Consider the following 17,228-nt stretch of genomic DNA (forward strand, 5'->3'; position numbering starts at 1 on the left):
ATCGTTGGAGATACACAATGCGCACTACCTTTCATTTGAAAACCCTTGCAGTAGCTATTGCTACTCTTTCTTTCGCTAGCGTAACCAACGCTGCTGGTCTTGATCGTTCAGGTCAAGATGTCACTGCTTTTTTTCAAGATGGCACTTACGCTGAAGCGGTCTATACTTATATTGATGCTGATGTAAGCGGCTACGATAGTGCGAATGTCAACCCTGGTCAAAATGACTATGAGCGCGGCAATAAAACGGGCGACATTGCTGAATCTTATGACTTCTTCCGCTATGGCGTAAAAACTGATATCAACGACACGTTCAGTGTGGGTGTACTATATGATGAGCCTTTTGGTGCTGCTGCTGAATACACGCAAAGTAATTTTGTGGCAAGCAATAATCCTCAAGCTTCAGGAGGCGAATTGGTAGGTGATGGTGTAGACCCACAGACTGCAGGTGCTATAGCATTAGCTGAGTCAGCCACTGCAGGCGAGAATACTAACGTTGAAGTTCGTAGCCAAAGTTTGACTGGTATTTTGGGAATGAAATTCGGTGCCAATAAAAACTTCCAAATTTATGGTGGTCCAGTTGCTCAGCGTATCCAATCTGAAACCAAATTGCGTGGCTTAGCTTATGGGCCTGCTAGTGGTTATACCTCAAACAGCAATCCTGATATGGATTATGGTTATATCGCAGGTATTGCCTATAGCAAGCCTGAAATTGCTCTAAAAGCAGCGTTGACTTATCGTTCTGAGATTGACCATGATATAGATATCTCTGAGAATTATCCTATAGCAGGTATTTTGGCTCAAGGAGCTGCTTTGCAGCAAGGAGCGACTCCAGCACAGGCAGCGGCTATAGGGGCTGCGGCTGCTAACCGGAACAGTAATTATGAGATTACAACCCCTAAATCAGTCAACTTTGATTTCCAGACTGGTATTAATCCGACTACTTTAGCAACGGCAAAAGTACGCTGGGTACCTTGGAGCGATTTTGTCATCACACCACCATTATATAATGACGTTAGTAAACGTAATTACGGCCCTGATGGTTTGGACTTGGTTGAATACGAAGATGACCAATGGCAAGTGGAGCTTGGTCTTGCCAAGCGTGTTGCACCAGCACTTGCTATCAGTGGTACTGTGGGTTGGGATAGTGGTGCTGGTGATCCAACAACGTCGTTAGGTCCTGTCGATGGCTATTACAGCGTCGGTCTTGGTGCCAAATACAACGTGACGGAAAACTGGGCCGTGTCGGCTGGTGGTAAATACTTATGGTTCGGTGATGCAAAAGGTCGTCTACCTAGTGGAAAAATCGTTGGTGATTTCCAAGATAATGATGGTTATATTGCTGGTTTAAAGATTTCTTATCAAGGAAAGTAGCTTCCTTATATAACTGTTAGATAATAAAAAGCGGCCTATCATAGGTCGCTTTTTTATTGATTCCAATATTTTGAAGTGAATAAAAACTCTTAGATATGGAAAGATATTTAGAGTGTTTTACAGAAAGTAAATTAATAACTGATAGCTACAACCTACTTACTACTCATATGTTGTTATACGTTTGATATCTGCCTTCCAGTTGATTGAATGGTAAGCAATGTATCCATTGTCGCTACCTATATGATAGTTAGCTATCCATATAGGTAGGGGCATGTTTAGACAGATCCATTTGGTAATAGTACATAGCTATTCTATTAAGAGTAGATACTCATAATAGAAGGTTAGAGCAGCCTTCCTACTTATAATAGTAGCTACTTACATCATAATTAATAGCTACCAATAAAAAACCTCGCCATTAGTGGCGAGGTTTTTTTATAGTGATAAGGTAAAGTTACTGTATAAACCTACTTGTTCAGGTTCAATTCCATCTCTTTGTATTTAGCGGCGACTGATTCTCTTGGACCGCCCGTCATGATACTGACTACAAAAATAGCGATGGTACTTAAGATAAAGCCTGGAACAATAGCATATAACCAGCTATTTAGTGCCATACCATCTATTTGGAAAGGACCATAGATCCATAAGATAACCGTCAATGCACCTACAACCATACCGGCAACAGCGCCATTACGGTTCATGTGGCGCCATGTGAGACTGAAAATAACCAACGGCCCAAACGCTGCACCAAATCCTGCCCATGCGTTTGATACTAGGTTCAATACTGAGCTGTCTGGATCAGAAGCTAACAAGATAGCAACAATAGCGACCACGACAACTGAGATACGTCCAACCAATACTTGACGAGCTTCTGGTGCATCTTTATCAAAGAACAATTTGTAAACGTCTTTGGTTAGTGAGCTTGATACTACCAATAGCTGCGATGAGATAGTACTCATGATGGCCGCTAAAATCGCTGCTAATAGGAAACCTGAAACTAATGGATGGAATAGGAACTGAGTGAATACTAAGAAGATAGTCTCAGGATCATCTAACGTCATAGCTGTCTTTTGTACATAAGCACGACCAGCAAAACCAGTCATGAGCGCACCAATAAGACTGACAATCATCCAGCTCATACCGATATTACGCGCAGTAGGCACATCTCGTACTGAGCGGATTGCCATAAAACGCACAATAATATGTGGCTGACCAAAATATCCTAAACCCCATGCCATGAGTGAAATGATACCGATGATACTCATACCGCTAGTAATATTTAGTAGGCTTGGATCAATGTTTCTAACGGCTTCAGTCGTGGCTGAAACACCGCCAAGATCTGTAAAGGCAACGAGAGGTACAATGACCATCGCAAACAGCATGATAATACCCTGAACAAAGTCAGTCATCGACACTGCTAAGAAACCACCGAATAGCGTATAACCAACAACGACACCAGCAGTCACCCAAAGCCCTGTGGTGTAAGATAGGTTAAGTGAGCTTTCAAAAAGCTTACCACCGCCTACGAGACTTGCCGCTGTGTAGACAGTAAAGAATAAAATGATAACCAACGCAGAGATTACACGCAGCATATGCGATTTATCTTCAAAGCGGTTGGCAAAATAGTCAGGCAAAGTAATAGCGTTATCAGCGACTTCGGTATAAACACGAAGACGCGGTGCTACGATGATATAGTTTAAGAAGGCACCAAGGGTCAAACCAAGTGCGATCCAAATACTCACCACACCATCTGCATACATATAGCCTGGTAGTCCGAGTAGCAACCAACCTGACATGTCCGATGCGCCTGCTGAAAGTGCAGTAACTGCTGGACCTAGATTACGTCCTCCTAAAAGATAACCCTCGGTATCATTGGCTTGCTTAAAATAAGCATAAACACCAATTCCAATCATCACTAAAAAATAGGCGCCAAGTGATATAAGCACGCCACTAGAAACTCCGTTCATATAAGTTATCCTTAACCAACATCGTTGGCTTTAATTATTTTTTAACTATAAAAGTTCAGTCCTACAAGACGATGCCTCAAACAAAATGTCTCAAACAATGCTTAAAGACAAAAAAAGCCATTAATTAAGACATAATGGCTTTTTTCAGTATCTTTTGTAGTTTTATATGATTGATGTCGTTATATGGCTAGCACTCATATAGAGATAGAGAACAATGGGAACCTCGCATTCCATTTATAGACTGTTGTTGCTCGCATCTGCTATTTATATATGAGTATTAGCAACCTACATAACCAATCAGCGAAACCATTAAACCTACTGTTAACCATCATATCTTACTAGAAGTATTCAATATATGACTATCAGTGTCCTTGTGGTAAATTTTTGTTGTCAAAACAACGTCAAGCATATTATAACGCATGAGAGTCACAAATGCGAATAGCTTAAATACCTAAATTGTTATATGAGGATGCTTTTACTCAATCGGCGCCAGCAAATCTAGTAGTGCGGTTACGCTACTAGATTGTGTTAGCTTCGGATTGATAACCACACCTAAATAACGTTGTAATTCAATATTGTCTGCCATATCGATACGTTCCAAATCTTGACTGACCATAGTTTGCGGAAGGACTGACCAACCCAGTCCAACAGAAACCAGCATCCGAATGGATTCAAGCGGATTAGTACTCATCGTGGCATAAGGTTTTAGGTTATGCTTAGCAAACTCAGCCAAAGTAATCTGACTGGTAAAGGTATTGGCAGACGGTAGAATAGCAGGATAGCGTGCTAACTGCTCTAAAGTGACATTAGATTTGGTTGCCAAAGGTGACAAAGTACCTGTCATAAAATAAAGTGGATCTGACCAAAGCGTGTGATAGGTCAGGCGTTTATCATACACAGGAGGTAGCGTAACAAACGCCAACGATAGATCGCCATCTAATACGGCTTTGTGTGCTTTTTCTGAATCGACAAAATGAACTTCTAACTGAACAGCAGGATAAGTCTGAATAAAATGCTTAAGCACAGGTGCTAGATGATGCAAACCAATATGATGGCTCGTGCCAATCACAAGCTTGCCAGAGACGATATGCTGAGAATGTTGCAAGTTAATCTTGAAATTCTCATAATCTTCCAACCAACGTTTTGCATGTGGCAGCATCTCACTGGCGGCCTGCGTGGGTACAATCCCGCGGCCTACAGTATCAAATAAAGTAATGTTAAACTCATCTTCTAAGTTTTTGATGCGCTTACTGACGGCAGGCTGAGTGATGAACAGCTTTTCTGCGGCACCTGAAATACTGCCAGTGTGCATAACGGTAACGAATGTCGTCAAGTTTGTGGTGTTCAAACGGATTTCCTTAGCTACTTTGTGAGCTATAAATAAAAGTGGGCTGAGCCAATTATAACGTATTAGAAATAAAAGTTTGCATCTGGCTAAAAATCATCAATTATTATTATAGGATTTGCCTGCTATAATCACAAGACATCAAGGCGTATTGTCACATATTTATTCTTTTAAGTTGATTATTTGCAGTTTAAAGCGTGTTTTAGGCGCTGATTACAGTTATAAGTCTAAAATTACTAATAAATAATATTTATACTACACAAAATATAGCAATTCCAGAATATATATTTCAATATCATTGATTAAGTAGAAGTTATTGCAAAGTGATGCTCTTACACAAATCATGAAGAGCTATCATGCAGTTAAATACAATATTATAGATAAATCTAATAGTTAATTGAACAAACAGAACCTTGGCTTACCAACAGGTGAGCAAGCGAAAATCAAGTCAGTAGTAATTAATAAAGGATAGCATCATGGCCGGTCAAACTTTATATGACAAACTTTGGAATGCTCACGAAGTCACTAAGCGTGACGACGGTTCGAGCTTAATTTACATCGATCGCCATCTGTTGCATGAAGTGACGAGTCCACAAGCGTTTGAAGGATTGGAGCTTGCCAATAGAGCACCATGGCGTCTGTCTGCCAATATCGCCAGTCCTGACCATAATGTGCCAACAGTCACCAAAGAGCGCTCAGCAGGTGTCCCTGGTATTAAAGACAAGGTATCACGTCTGCAGGTTGTCACATTGGACGAGAACTGCACCAAATTTGATATCGCAGAATTTACAATCAACGATGCGCGTCAAGGCATTTTGCATGTCGTTGGTCCTGAGCAAGGTCTTGTATTGCCAGGCATGACCGTTGTTTGCGGTGATTCGCACACAGCGACACATGGTGCACTTGGTTGCTTAGCACATGGTATCGGCACTTCTGAAGTTGAGCATGTATTGGCAACGCAGTGCTTGATTCAAAAGAAATCAAAAAATATGCAAATCCGCGTCACTGGTCAACTTGGTGCGGGCGTGACCTCAAAAGACGTCGTGCTGGCCATTATTGCAAAAATCGGTACGGCAGGTGGCACAGGACATGCGATTGAGTTTGCAGGTCAAGTGTTTGAAGACATGAGTATGGAAGGTCGCATGACCGTCTGTAACATGGCAATTGAGGCTGGTGCTCGCGTAGGTATGGTGGCTGTTGATGACACGACGATAGATTATGTAAAAGGTCGTCCGTACGCGCCAAACGAGTCGCAGTGGCCACAAGCTGAAGCCTACTGGCGTACATTATATTCAGATGATGATGCAGTATTTGATACCGTGGTTGAGATCGATGGTAGCCAAATAGCACCGCAAGTATCTTGGGGCACCTCGCCTGAGATGGTTGTTGATATCACGCAATCAGTACCGACACCTGACCAAGCCATTGATGAGGCGCAAGAAGAGGGTTGGTTACGCGCTTATACCTATATGGGTTTAGAAGCTGGTCAGAAAATCACGGACATTCAGCTTGATCGTATATTTATTGGCTCATGTACCAATTCGCGTATCGAGGATTTGCGTGACGCTGCGGCAGTTATCAAAGGACGCAAAGTTGCTGATAATATCAAAGAAGCCATCGTTGTTGCAGGCTCTGGACAAGTAAAGCTACAAGCAGAGGCTGAAGGCTTAGATGCTTTGTTTACAGAAGCGGGTTTTGAATGGCGCGAGCCGGGTTGTTCTATGTGTCTTGCCATGAATGCTGACAAACTTGAGCCGCAAGAGCATTGTGCATCGACCTCTAATCGTAACTTTGAAGGTCGTCAGGGTAATGGTGGTCGTACGCATTTGGTCAGTCCAGCGATGGCTGCCGCCGCTGCGTTAGCTGGTCATTTTGTGGATGTTCGTACGTTTTAGAGCTGGCTAGAGTGACTGACAATGTGCCTGCGTGTCTATTATTCCCGCAAAGCGCGTTGTCAGAGGCAGTGAGAAGTTGGTTGCTGTCTAAGTCACTTATAAACGTCATTTGACACCAAGAATATAATTGATAGGAAATTTTATGCAAGCTTATAACACCCAAACCGGTATCGTTTGCCCACTTGATCGTGCAAACGTCGATACCGATCAAATTATCGCAAAACAGTTTTTAAAGTCTATTAAACGTACAGGCTTTGGCGTGAATTTATTTGATGATTGGCGCTATCTTGATGAAGGATATCCGGGCCAAGACAACAGCACACGCGTTATTAATCCAGACTTTGTATTGAATAAACCCCGTTATCAAGGTGCTACTATATTGCTGGCACGTAGAAACTTTGGCTGCGGCTCTAGTCGTGAGCATGCACCTTGGGCGCTTTCTGAGTATGGCTTTCGTACGGTTATCGCACCAAGTTTTGCGGATATCTTTTACAATAACTGCTTTAAAAATGGCATGTTACCGATTGTACTAGATGAAGCGATTGTGGATACCTTAATGAAGGCGACTGTTGCCAATGAAGGCTATGAGCTGACGGCAGATCTTGAGCGTCAGGTAGTTATCACGCCAACAGGTGAAGAGTATGCTTTTGAAGTGGATGCTTTTCGCAAACACTGCTTGTTAAATGGGCTAGATGATATCGGTTTAACCTTGCAGCAAAGCGATGCTATTAAAGACTATGAGCATAAAATGATGCAAAAAACGCCGTGGATCTTTAACGACGTACGCGCTTAGGTAAGGATTTTATGATGCCTTGCTCACAAAACTGCTGGCCAGTCGCAACGCAGCGTTGAGTTATGGCGGTGAACTGGCTAAAATGAAGGGTAGTTTTTACCATACTTTATTATCTCTCTTATGAATAGTAGCCGCCATTATGAATAAAAAACGTTATGCTCTATCGACAAGTACGATTATTGCTGCAAGCTTATTTTTGTCAGGCTGCCAGCTATTGACGGGCTATCAAAAAATAGATGAGTCAGAAAGTGCGAAAGCGTGGGTGGGTAAGATCCAACCCGTTGCTGGCGAAGTAAACATCGCGTGCGAGGGTACTTACCACTGTGAAATCTTGCAAATAGATAAGACTCTTGTTATTTCTCCTGATAATCATGAGCCAGTTAATCCTCAGATTGTAGCGTCTTTACCAAGTTATAAAGGCGCTGCAACGCCCCAAATGAGCGTAGAGATGACACCGCTCATGAATAAAAACTCTATACAGATAGTGCCATTAGCCGCATCTGGTATGCCAGGGTTAACCAACTATTATGCACGGATGATGCCTGCAAAACGTGAAGTCCATGTCAATTTTTATCCAGAGAATAACATGGGATACGTTGAGCGTTTTGCGCTGATTCATGATTTTGCGGACGCGGGTACTTATCAGTTACGTGCTTATCAAAAGAAAAGCAGTGAAAAATCTGGCAGTTTATTGGATACAGCATCGCCTGAGCCTCTATGTATTGATCTATTACAAGGTGATAAGGTGCAGCGCCGATTCTGTAAACGGTTAGGGTCTGAACACCAAGGTGAGTTTGTAGAGACAGGCATGGTCAAAGCAGTAACGTCAGCAGCTAAACCTAAAACGACCACAGCGTAATAAAAATTAATTGATAAAAATATATCCAAAAGGATTAGTATGGCAACGATTTTAACATTAGCGGGCGATGGTATTGGCCCTGAAATCATGACTCAAGCTATCGACGTGCTTAATGCGGTCAATGAGAAGTTTTCACTTGGTTTGACATTAGAGTCTGGATTGATTGGTGGTGTGGCTATTGATGCCACAGGTGAGCCTTTACCTGATGAAACGTTAGCGCGTGCACGTGCAGCAGATGCTGTATTATTAGGCGCTGTTGGCGGCCCTAAATGGGATGCGATTGAACGTAGTAAGCGCCCTGAGCGCGGTCTGCTTAAAATCCGTGGTGAGCTGGGTTTGTTTGCCAATTTACGTGTAGCAAAGCTTTATCCTCAGCTAGCCAATGCGTCAAGTATCAAACCTGAAATTATCTCTGGTTTAGATTTGCTTATTGTTCGCGAATTGACTGGGGGCATTTATTTTGGTGAGCCTCGCGGTATCCGTACATTAGAAAATGGTGAGCAGCAAGGCTATAACACGATGGTGTATAGCACTAGTGAGATTCAGCGTATCGGTAAAGTTGCTTTTGAACTGGCAAAAACCCGCGCCCAAGCCGCAGGTACAGCGGCCAAAGTATGTTCGGTAGACAAAGCCAACGTCTTAGAAGTGACTGAGCTGTGGAAGCAAACAATGATTCAGATGCAGCAAGCAGAGTATAGTGATGTGGCGTTATCGCACATGTATGCTGATAACGCTTGTATGCAGTTGATCAAAGATCCTAAGCAGTTTGATGTCATGGTAACGGGCAATATGTTTGGTGATATCTTATCTGATGAAGCGGCAATGTTGACCGGTTCTATTGGTATGTTGCCATCAGCGAGCTTAGATGAGTCTGGCAAAGGCATGTACGAGCCATGTCATGGTTCCGCGCCTGATATCGCTGGGCAAGACAAAGCCAATCCACTCGCGACTATTTTGTCTGTCGCTATGATGCTACGTTATACCTTTAAACAAGAGGAAGCCGCACAAGCGATCGAACAAGCAGTTAGTGATGTGCTTGATGATGGCTTGCGTACGCTTGATATTTTAGACAGCAGTGAAGCTGGACTCAAGCAAGTAGGTTGCCAAGAGATGGGGCAAGCGGTATTGGCTAAACTGGTATGAGTTAGCCAATCTAATGCAGACCGTTTTTATGTAGTGTTTACAGTTTAATCTCGTTTATTTTATACCCATAAGTTGCTAAGCAATTTATGGGTTTTTTCTGTTATATGGTATTGAGTCATGCCTTATTGTAAACAGATCAGTATGTTTGTTCACCCTATTAACAAATGCACAGTAGGAAGATTCAGTTATTAACATAAAGCTGTTAGGGAATAGTGGTAGGGCTATGGCAATATATTTCTATAATAAGTTTTTCGATATTTTTTGATACATGGTAATTATTTAGGGAGTTTTTTTATGTCTCAACTACTTAAGGTTGGCAGCCTTGTTATGGCGATGGGAACAGCCTCCGCATTATTAGTGGGTTGTAGCAGCAATGCTAGTAGTGCTGAAAATAGCGTACAAACGACTAATGAGAGCAAGTCGTCTAATAGTGGCATGACAGACACTACAACAGATAATAATAACAATGCAGGCACCGAAGCAGAGATGAGTGCTAGTAGCAACCAACCTACTAGCGACCAAACTAGTGATCAAAATATCGATGCTGATACGATGGACAGCACGATGACTGATAGTAACGACATCAGTCCAGTAACCAATGGTGTTAGTCAGCAAATAGATGGTAGTAGCAAAGCCGCAAATTCGCTAAATAAATTATTAACAAAAATTGAATATAGTACAGAAAATTTATCAGAAACTGCTAAAAAGGTAAATGAAGCAACATGGAAAGCTGATACCAAGATTGATCGTAATGTTGGTACCAAATTACAAGCGCTACTAAATTGGAACCATAGTGGTGTGGGTGCGGTTGATGGCTATTGGGGCAAGAACACGCGCAAAGCTATGCAAGCTTTTCAAAAGGCTCAAGGGTTACCAGTAACCGAAGCGGTCAATGAAGAGACGTGGCAAGCATTGACTAAGAACTCTACGCTTACTTCACAGCCTGTATTAGTCAGTTATCAGCTGACAGATGCTGATGTGAATGTCAAAACTACCCAAATTCCTGCTAGTGCTGAAGCCAAAGCTAAGCTAGATGGTATGTATTATGAAAGCGTCCTTGAAGCCTTGGGCGAAAAATTTCATATCAGTCGTGATTATCTCAAATCGCTTAACCCCAATGCCAGCTTTAAAAGTGGCGAAACCATCATTGTCTATAACCCAGGTAACCCTAATACAACACCAGTGAGCCGAGTGGTCGCTGATAAAGACACGCAAACCTTATATGCATACGATGACAGTGACAATCTGGTTGCCAGCTATCCAACCACAGTAGGTAGCACAGCAACACCTTCACCAACGGGTACGCATAAAGTCAAAGTCAAAATTCACGAGCCAAATTACACCTATACTAGCGATAATGGCAAACAATCTATTATCCCGCCAGGCCCTAACAATCCGGTTGGCGTGGTATGGATTGGCCTTAGCAAACCATCGTATGGCATTCATGGCTCACCCGATCCTGAACGTATCAGTCGTCAGGCATCAGCAGGTTGTGTTCGCCTCACTAACTGGGATGCACTGAGCCTATTAGGTGTTATAAAGAACGATGCCACTGTCGAGTTCAAATAACTCATCGTTTAATTATTTCATAAAATGCAGACAAAAAAATACCGCTGAAATTTAGCGGTATTTTTTATGATAAAACAAACAGCGAATACTAAATAACTAAAACAGTGATAGGCAATAATGAGCAGGTTAGCGTTTTCATTATTATTATCAGTCAAACCACTCAAGCGTCTATATCAGCTATCAGCGATAAAATAGCTATTCGGCTATTGGCTGTATTTTTATAAATACTTTCATAACCATATGAGTTGGCGAGTATTTAGTTTTTACCACGGTAAGTAATACGACCTTTAGATAGGTCATAAGGGGTCATTTCAACCTTAACTTTATCACCTGTCAAGATACGAATATAATGCTTACGCATCTTACCTGAGATGTGTGCAATGATTTCGTGTCCGTTTTCTAAACGAACTTTGAACAAAGTGTTAGGAAGGGTATCAATGACTTCGCCTTCAAATTCGATAATATCGTCTTTTGCCATAATTTGTATCAATCAATTAAAAATAAGCCCATATTATACGTAAGTTAGCAGATTAAAGCAATACAGAACCTGGTTTTGACTTGACAGCATGTAAGTGATATGTATGTTAATTTACACTGATTTAGTCAGGTAAGTTTAACCAAATCGGTGTGAGGGGTGCCTGCGGCAATAGGCGCTGAAAATGCTCAGGATAATAGGCATTAATGAAATACAAGCCATCCCCTGAGGCAGTAGGCGGCGCAATTGTCCGATCCTCTTTACTCAAAATATTTAAAAAGTCTGCTGGCTCTAACTCATGTCTGCCAATCGCGTATAGCGTACCCATCAAGTTACGAACCATATGATGCAAAAATCCATCTGCTTGTATATCAAACACAATAAACTGACCATGAGCGAAAAGGTTGGCATGGCTGACGGTACGTACTGGCTGATTAGACTGACAGGCTGCCGCACGGTAACTGCTAAAATTGTGAGTACCAACGATATCGGCAGCTGCCTTTTGCATCGCTACTAGGTCTAAAGGCTCATAGATATGGGTAACCTGATGATTGAGTATCGCAGGGCGCTGCGCTTGATTAAGGGTGATATAACGATAACGACGAGCAATCGCACCAAAACGCGCATGGAAATCAGCTGGCATTGGCTGAATCCAGCGTAGGGCAATATCGTCAGGCAATAGGCTATTGACACCGCGTAACCAGTTATGAGTAGGGCGATACGCATGAGTGGTAAAATGAGCAATCATATTGCTGGCATGGACACTGGCATCAGTACGCCCAGCAGCGATGACTTCAACGGATTCATTGGCGACCTTGCCGATAGCGGTTTCTAGTGCTTCTTGTACACCCAGCACTTCTCGTTGCCGCTGCCAACCATGATAGTGCGTACCCAAAAACTCAATCGCAATCGCCAAAGTATAGGTTGGTGAACGTTCAGGTTCGATAGTTTCAATCTTAGACATTTTGGTTTCTAAGCTTATAAAGTTGGAATTAATTAAGGAGCATTTATCGCTTTTTGATGCTTGTGCCAGGCTGACTGACATTATTCAACCAGCGCTGTCGTCGTCTTGCTGGACTGTCATAGCGCAGTAGCAACCATAACAACCGTGCATAAATAGCAGGGATGGTTAAGCGTCCACCAGCAGTAACGTGATAGTCATATTGCCAACTGCCCGCCGCGTAGCTGTCGCTCACACCGCCAAACGGACATTGACTGGCAGATATCACCATGTGTCCACGCTCATGCGCAAGATTGAGCGTATCTGCTAGCGTATCTGAATAAGGAATATTACCAGCACCAAACCCTAGCAGAATAATGCCACAAGGCGGCTGTGATAATAACGCTTGTAGTTGATCATTGAGCACCTGAACATCATTAGGTAAGCAGTATACAGCATGGATCTTGGCCTGCTCAGCACTTGTTTTGATATTAGGTAGTAAGTCTTGTTGATCATCAAGCCAATGCTGTCTACGGGTATCTGATAGATTTTTTATATAACTGTTGGCTGGATATGCTGCTCGAGAATGCCCAGTAAATGCCATAAGATCATGACTGTGAATTTTTTGTACGGTTTGTGCAGGCCACGATTCGCCGCCAAAACTAATCTTGACACCTGATTCACCAGCCGCAGCTAGCTTCAATGAGTCGTTAAGGTTGCCCCAAGCGTCGCTATCAGCATCGATATCGTAGGAGTGAATCACTTCACTGTCTAATAATGGCCGCATACTTCCAGTGACCACAATACAAATATCGCTACCGGCAAAAGCTTCTGCTAAAAATGCGCCTAAATAACTTAACGTGTCAGTGCCACTAATTAGGACAAAGCGTCTATCACCTTGACCATAAGCATTCAGTAATAGCTGATAAAAATGTACAAAGTCAACTGGCGTAAGCTGGCTACTGTCTTTGATCAGCGTATTGTCTAGCCATGAAATTACTGGTGAACCAGTCGTATGGCTTTGCTCAGTCAGTAGCTTTTGTAGCGTAGGTAAAAAAACGTCTGCCGATAAAGGCGCCAGCGGCTTACCGTAGCTACCAAAGGTACCACCAGCATAGATTAATTTAACGGGGTCAGACATAGTTTTGGTCATAAAAGAAGATGGCATAGTATCAACACAGTAAATAATTATGAAAAAGGAAGCGCCAGAGCGTTTATGGGTGACAGGTTGAGAGGTCAGTAATAGATAATATCAGAATTAAATGCAAAAAATCAGCAAGCCTCCGATAATAAGAGATACTTGCTGATATGCATCCGGACGACTGATTATGCTGTGCGCTCAAGTAATAGTTGTGCTTGTTGTTTCTGCTCACTATTACCCTGAGCGATCACTTCATTAAGCAAACGTTTGGCACTGTCATATTCGCCTAATTGTAAATACTGATTGGCTAAATCTAGCGTCACTTGATTGCTATCTAATGATTTTACAAAGTCAAAATCTGCTGCAAAGCGCGATGAAAAGTCTTCTGCTGATTCGACCGCTTCATGACTGATATCTGTTTGAGGTTCGACTGGTGCAACGGTAGAGGCTGGGGACGTCGCTACAGAAGAATCTAATAAAGAATCTGTGTCTATGATATCGAAGTCATCAGTTATAGGCGTGTCATCATCAAATCTTAACGACGTAACTGGCGTGGTATCTGACGCTTCAAAAGCATCAATGTCAGTATCATCGTTGATCAGTTGTTCTTCAAAACTTAAGTCTGCAACGCTATCATCTTCGAGAGTACTACTGTCAGAATCAGCGCTTTCAAAGTCAATATCTTCCAAAACAAAGGCATCGATATCACTATTTACGTCAGTAGTAGATGGCTCATTAATCGCGAAAGTGTTAACGGTATCAATGTTGTCTGATTCGTCCAGATCGTCTAAAGATAAAGTAAAGTCATCTTCATTGTTTTGAACAGCATTGCTAGAAGCTTCTTCTTCATTTTTATTAACAGGAGTATCTTTATCTGTATCGGCTACTAAATCATCAAAATCTAAGATGAAGTCGTCTTCTAACACTAATGCTTCGCTTTCACTGTCTTGGACATCTGATACGTTAGAATTTTCAATTAAAGTGTTTTCTACAGGTGAGTCAAAATCAAACTCAAAGTCACTAAGATCGTTGTCTTCTATGACCTCATCATTTTTGACCTCGTTATTTTTGATGGTATCAGCACGGTCGTTTGTAGAAATATGAAGGCTATCATCATCCGTGGCCAATGATGTAACAGGCGTCTCATCAGTAGCATTTGACTCATTGAAATCATCTTCTAAGTCACTGAGCGTCAGATCAAAGCTATCGTCTACGTTTTTAGTAGGCTCACTTGTAAACACTGGGCTATCAATAGGTTGGTCTATTACAGCATCGTTATTATCTTCAATAACAGGACGATCAGATATGTCAGCTGTATCATCGGCTTGATTAGTGGTAGATAAATCGAAATCTAGAGCATCAAAACGATCATTATTATCTTCTATTGCTACTTCTGGCGTGGCTACTGGACTTTGCTCTCCAATGTATAAATCTTTTAATTCATCAGCAAGCGTAATAGTTTTGGCATCATTATGAGTTTTAATGCTGTTATAGACATCATGAAAGTTTTCTGGCTGATCTAGCGTAGCGTATATGCTCAATAGCTTAATAGATAACTGACTGTCATTAGGCTTTTCGTTTAGTCCGCGATTGATCGTTTCAATGGCTTTGTCGTAGCGCTGTTGATCCATAAAACGCTGGGCAATCGTGATATGATCGAACTTATTGCTATCATTTTGATTGCTTTGGGCAGCAGTGCCATAATCCGTTTTTCGTGCTGGTGCAGCGGCATTTCTTACTGAGCTTACAGGTGGTTGTGCACTTTGCTTTTGTGCTTTATTTTTGCGCAATAAAAAACCAGCGACTAACAGGATAAGCACCAATCCGGCGATGATATATAGCATATTGTCCATAGTTATTCCTACTCCTAAGATCACAGCATCGTGCGTTGATCCGTTAGGCAATTATTGATTGCGTAGTTTTTTGAGACGAGCTTGTAGCTCAGCCAGTTTTTGATTTTGTAATTGGAGCTTTTTCGTATAGTTGTCCAGCGCGCTGCTGGTTTTTGACAGGCGCTGAGCTTGTGAGGCAGTCTCTTGTCTTGAGGCTTTTAGCGTTGCTAATATATCGGTGCTTAGACCATTGCCCTTATCTGCCGCTGATTTCGCCTGAGTGCCATCTGCATTACCATCATGACCAGGGGCAAGGACAGAAAACTGTGCTTGTGGCAGTTTCTGTGTTTTAGTGGTGGTTGGTTTCTTAGGTACGCTGGCCACTTGTGCTGTCTCAGACGACTTTTTGGATACTATCTGCGCTGACTTTTTTACCACAGGCGTATTCGCTCTACGACTGTATTGTCTTTGGGCATTGATGGCAGCTTCTAAATGTTGCTGTGAAGGGATGACATCGTAGCTAGGTAGGCTAAGCTTAGCATCGGCTTTTAACTGATCAGCATCTTTGTTGATAAAAGCATCAGGATTTTGTGACTGAATCTGCTTCATCACTGTTGGCGTATCTAGATTGTTCTCGCGCGCGATCTGCTCCGCGATCATCCACAAGCTATCATTGCGTTGCACCTGATATTGAGTGGTCGCATTACTCGTTACTTTATTGCTAGCTGCACTTGGATTAGTCGTCGTTTTGGATGGCACAGATGATGCTGTATTAGCAGGTATATTGCTGCCTTGAGCTGTGGCGATAACAGTGCTATCTGAGTCGATTACACTTTTTGATTTATCTATCGCTTTAGTGGTTGTTGCTTTGACAGGTGAGCTTGCCATGAGGTCAGAGTCTGCTTTACTGCTTGGCTGTATTTGGCGCGTCACTTGTATGTTTAGGATATCAAGCTGCTTGTCAGTACTTTGCTTATCCGCCGCAACTACGTTGTTATGAGCGCGCGCGTCAGTACCGCTATTGCTACTTGCTACACTTAGTGGACTGTTATCCAAAATGTCCACCGAGCTTTGGCTGCTACCAAGAGCAGTTGAACGACTGGTATTATTATTTATGTCAGCATTGCTGTTTAAGCGACCATTATTGAGACGGCTAGGTGTATAAGTAAGACTGTTGACCTGTGAGGTAGCCGTCACTGTTGGCACCTGAATATTAGGTGCTGGTGATGTAGAAGCCAACAATTCAGTCGCTGGTTCGTTTGGCTTTGATAACTTGGGCGAGGATATAGCAGGGGCAGACATCAGTGGCGGCGGCGCGCCTTTTCTGACCGTCAAAGGTATGGCATTACTTGCAGAAATGCTAGGCAAATTTGGCTTTTTGGCACCTGTGTCGATATTTTTACCAGTATTGATAGGTAAGGTATTTTTTAATGGCATCAGTAGCGTTTTGGGTACCATATTACGCTGGCCATTATCATTTATCGCTAACACGACATCAGCAAAAGGCTTAGATACCGGCTGTGATGTGGTAATAAAAACCTGACCGCTGGTCGCTGAGGTGGGCTGAAAGCGTACCGTCATAGAGTCAGTTGGGGTCAAACCCATTTGCTGGTAAATGGTCGAGTTTGCCAAACTGGCAGAAAAGTCAGCTGCTCGAATATTACTGACGACGATGCTCGCTACTAAAGGCTCATGCTGGGCTGAAGTGACCACCGTCTTACCAATGGTTGCTGCTTGTACACTCGGCACTAAGACGGCGCAGCTTACAGAACAAAGTAGTGCCATCGATACCGCGCGATGTACAGTAGTCAAGCGACGAGATAGATGACAAGACATGAGCAGCCCTTTAGTATAAATAAGTTGTCTTTGCTGTTATAACAAAATACCGTTTAGTTTACC

General features: G+C 42.5%; 13 protein-coding genes. 6 read left to right on the forward strand and 7 right to left on the reverse strand.

Going from position 1 to position 17,228, the window contains the following annotated elements; translation table 11 throughout:
• Nucleotides 1-17 precede the first annotated feature (17 nt).
• Nucleotides 18-1,373 carry an outer membrane protein transport protein gene (locus I3255_RS04765; protein WP_093070982.1) on the forward strand — a complete coding sequence of 452 codons (1,356 nt, stop codon included), beginning with the start codon at nucleotides 18-20 and terminating at the stop codon, nucleotides 1,371-1,373.
• Between the two features lie 464 nt (nucleotides 1,374-1,837).
• On the opposite strand, the gene putP is transcribed toward I3255_RS04765, so the two are convergent.
• Both putP and I3255_RS04775 read right to left on the reverse strand, forming a co-directional pair.
• Nucleotides 1,838-3,337 carry a sodium/proline symporter PutP gene (putP, locus tag I3255_RS04770; RefSeq protein WP_238037391.1) on the reverse strand — a complete coding sequence of 500 codons (1,500 nt, stop codon included), beginning with the start codon at nucleotides 3,335-3,337 and terminating at the stop codon, nucleotides 1,838-1,840.
• Nucleotides 3,338-3,812: 475 nt separating this feature from the next.
• Nucleotides 3,813-4,685 (reverse strand): LysR family transcriptional regulator, encoded by an 873-nt coding sequence (locus I3255_RS04775; protein ID WP_058023799.1) that lies wholly within the window; start codon nucleotides 4,683-4,685, stop codon nucleotides 3,813-3,815.
• A gap of 473 nt (nucleotides 4,686-5,158) precedes the next feature.
• Here I3255_RS04775 and leuC point away from each other — a divergent pair, with 473 nt between their 5' ends.
• The 5 genes from leuC to I3255_RS04800 all read left to right on the forward strand — a co-directional run bounded on the left by leuC (nucleotide 5,159) and on the right by I3255_RS04800 (nucleotide 10,941).
• A complete protein-coding gene (gene leuC, locus I3255_RS04780; protein WP_186474764.1) occupies nucleotides 5,159-6,577 on the forward strand; it encodes a 3-isopropylmalate dehydratase large subunit in 1,419 nt (472 codons plus the stop codon).
• 142 nt (nucleotides 6,578-6,719) lie between these two features.
• Nucleotides 6,720-7,370: a 3-isopropylmalate dehydratase small subunit gene (leuD, locus tag I3255_RS04785; RefSeq protein WP_201599633.1), complete on the forward strand. Its 651-nt coding sequence runs from the start codon at nucleotides 6,720-6,722 to the stop codon at nucleotides 7,368-7,370.
• 139 nt (nucleotides 7,371-7,509) lie between these two features.
• Entirely contained in the window at nucleotides 7,510-8,229 is a 720-nt protein-coding gene (locus I3255_RS04790; protein WP_238037393.1) for a hypothetical protein, read from the forward strand.
• Nucleotides 8,230-8,268: 39 nt separating this feature from the next.
• On the forward strand, nucleotides 8,269-9,372 hold the full coding sequence (gene leuB, locus I3255_RS04795) for a 3-isopropylmalate dehydrogenase (protein WP_238037395.1): 1,104 nt from the start codon (nucleotides 8,269-8,271) through the stop codon (nucleotides 9,370-9,372).
• A 294-nt stretch (nucleotides 9,373-9,666) separates the two neighbouring features.
• Nucleotides 9,667-10,941 carry a L,D-transpeptidase family protein gene (locus tag I3255_RS04800; protein ID WP_238037397.1) on the forward strand — a complete coding sequence of 425 codons (1,275 nt, stop codon included), beginning with the start codon at nucleotides 9,667-9,669 and terminating at the stop codon, nucleotides 10,939-10,941.
• Nucleotides 10,942-11,197: 256 nt separating this feature from the next.
• Here the strand turns inward: I3255_RS04800 and infA are convergent, their stop codons facing one another.
• The 5 genes from infA to I3255_RS04825 form a co-directional block, all read right to left on the reverse strand.
• A complete protein-coding gene (gene infA / locus I3255_RS04805) occupies nucleotides 11,198-11,419 on the reverse strand; it encodes a translation initiation factor IF-1 (RefSeq protein WP_021814850.1) in 222 nt (73 codons plus the stop codon).
• 121 nt (nucleotides 11,420-11,540) lie between these two features.
• Entirely contained in the window at nucleotides 11,541-12,380 is an 840-nt protein-coding gene (truA, locus tag I3255_RS04810; protein WP_238037402.1) for a tRNA pseudouridine(38-40) synthase TruA, read from the reverse strand.
• Between the two features lie 43 nt (nucleotides 12,381-12,423).
• Complete coding sequence (locus I3255_RS04815; RefSeq protein ID WP_238037405.1) at nucleotides 12,424-13,497, reverse strand: asparaginase; 1,074 nt, start codon at nucleotides 13,495-13,497, stop codon at nucleotides 12,424-12,426.
• A gap of 185 nt (nucleotides 13,498-13,682) precedes the next feature.
• On the reverse strand, nucleotides 13,683-15,350 hold the full coding sequence (locus I3255_RS04820; protein ID WP_238037408.1) for a FimV/HubP family polar landmark protein: 1,668 nt from the start codon (nucleotides 15,348-15,350) through the stop codon (nucleotides 13,683-13,685).
• A 51-nt stretch (nucleotides 15,351-15,401) separates the two neighbouring features.
• Complete coding sequence (locus I3255_RS04825) at nucleotides 15,402-17,165, reverse strand: peptigoglycan-binding protein LysM (protein ID WP_238037411.1); 1,764 nt, start codon at nucleotides 17,163-17,165, stop codon at nucleotides 15,402-15,404.
• Nucleotides 17,166-17,228 lie beyond the last annotated feature (63 nt).

The organism is Psychrobacter sp. Ps6, assembly GCF_022129235.1.
GTDB lineage: Bacteria > Pseudomonadota > Gammaproteobacteria > Pseudomonadales > Moraxellaceae > Psychrobacter.

Bases quoted from the DNA above. Each gene is read 5' to 3' on its own strand.
- I3255_RS04765 (WP_093070982.1), top strand. From the start codon at position 18: ATGCGCACTACCTTTCATTTGAAAACCCTTGCAGTAGCTATTGCTACT.
- putP (WP_238037391.1), bottom strand. From the start codon at position 3,337: ATGAACGGAGTTTCTAGTGGCGTGCTTATATCACTTGGCGCCTATTTT.
- leuC (WP_186474764.1), top strand. From the start codon at position 5,159: ATGGCCGGTCAAACTTTATATGACAAACTTTGGAATGCTCACGAAGTC.
- leuD (WP_201599633.1), top strand. From the start codon at position 6,720: ATGCAAGCTTATAACACCCAAACCGGTATCGTTTGCCCACTTGATCGT.
- I3255_RS04790 (WP_238037393.1), top strand. From the start codon at position 7,510: ATGAATAAAAAACGTTATGCTCTATCGACAAGTACGATTATTGCTGCA.
- leuB (WP_238037395.1), top strand. From the start codon at position 8,269: ATGGCAACGATTTTAACATTAGCGGGCGATGGTATTGGCCCTGAAATC.
- I3255_RS04800 (WP_238037397.1), top strand. From the start codon at position 9,667: ATGTCTCAACTACTTAAGGTTGGCAGCCTTGTTATGGCGATGGGAACA.
- infA (WP_021814850.1), bottom strand. From the start codon at position 11,419: ATGGCAAAAGACGATATTATCGAATTTGAAGGCGAAGTCATTGATACC.
- truA (WP_238037402.1), bottom strand. From the start codon at position 12,380: ATGTCTAAGATTGAAACTATCGAACCTGAACGTTCACCAACCTATACT.
- I3255_RS04815 (WP_238037405.1), bottom strand. From the start codon at position 13,497: ATGTCTGACCCCGTTAAATTAATCTATGCTGGTGGTACCTTTGGTAGC.
- I3255_RS04820 (WP_238037408.1), bottom strand. From the start codon at position 15,350: ATGGACAATATGCTATATATCATCGCCGGATTGGTGCTTATCCTGTTA.
- I3255_RS04825 (WP_238037411.1), bottom strand. From the start codon at position 17,165: ATGTCTTGTCATCTATCTCGTCGCTTGACTACTGTACATCGCGCGGTA.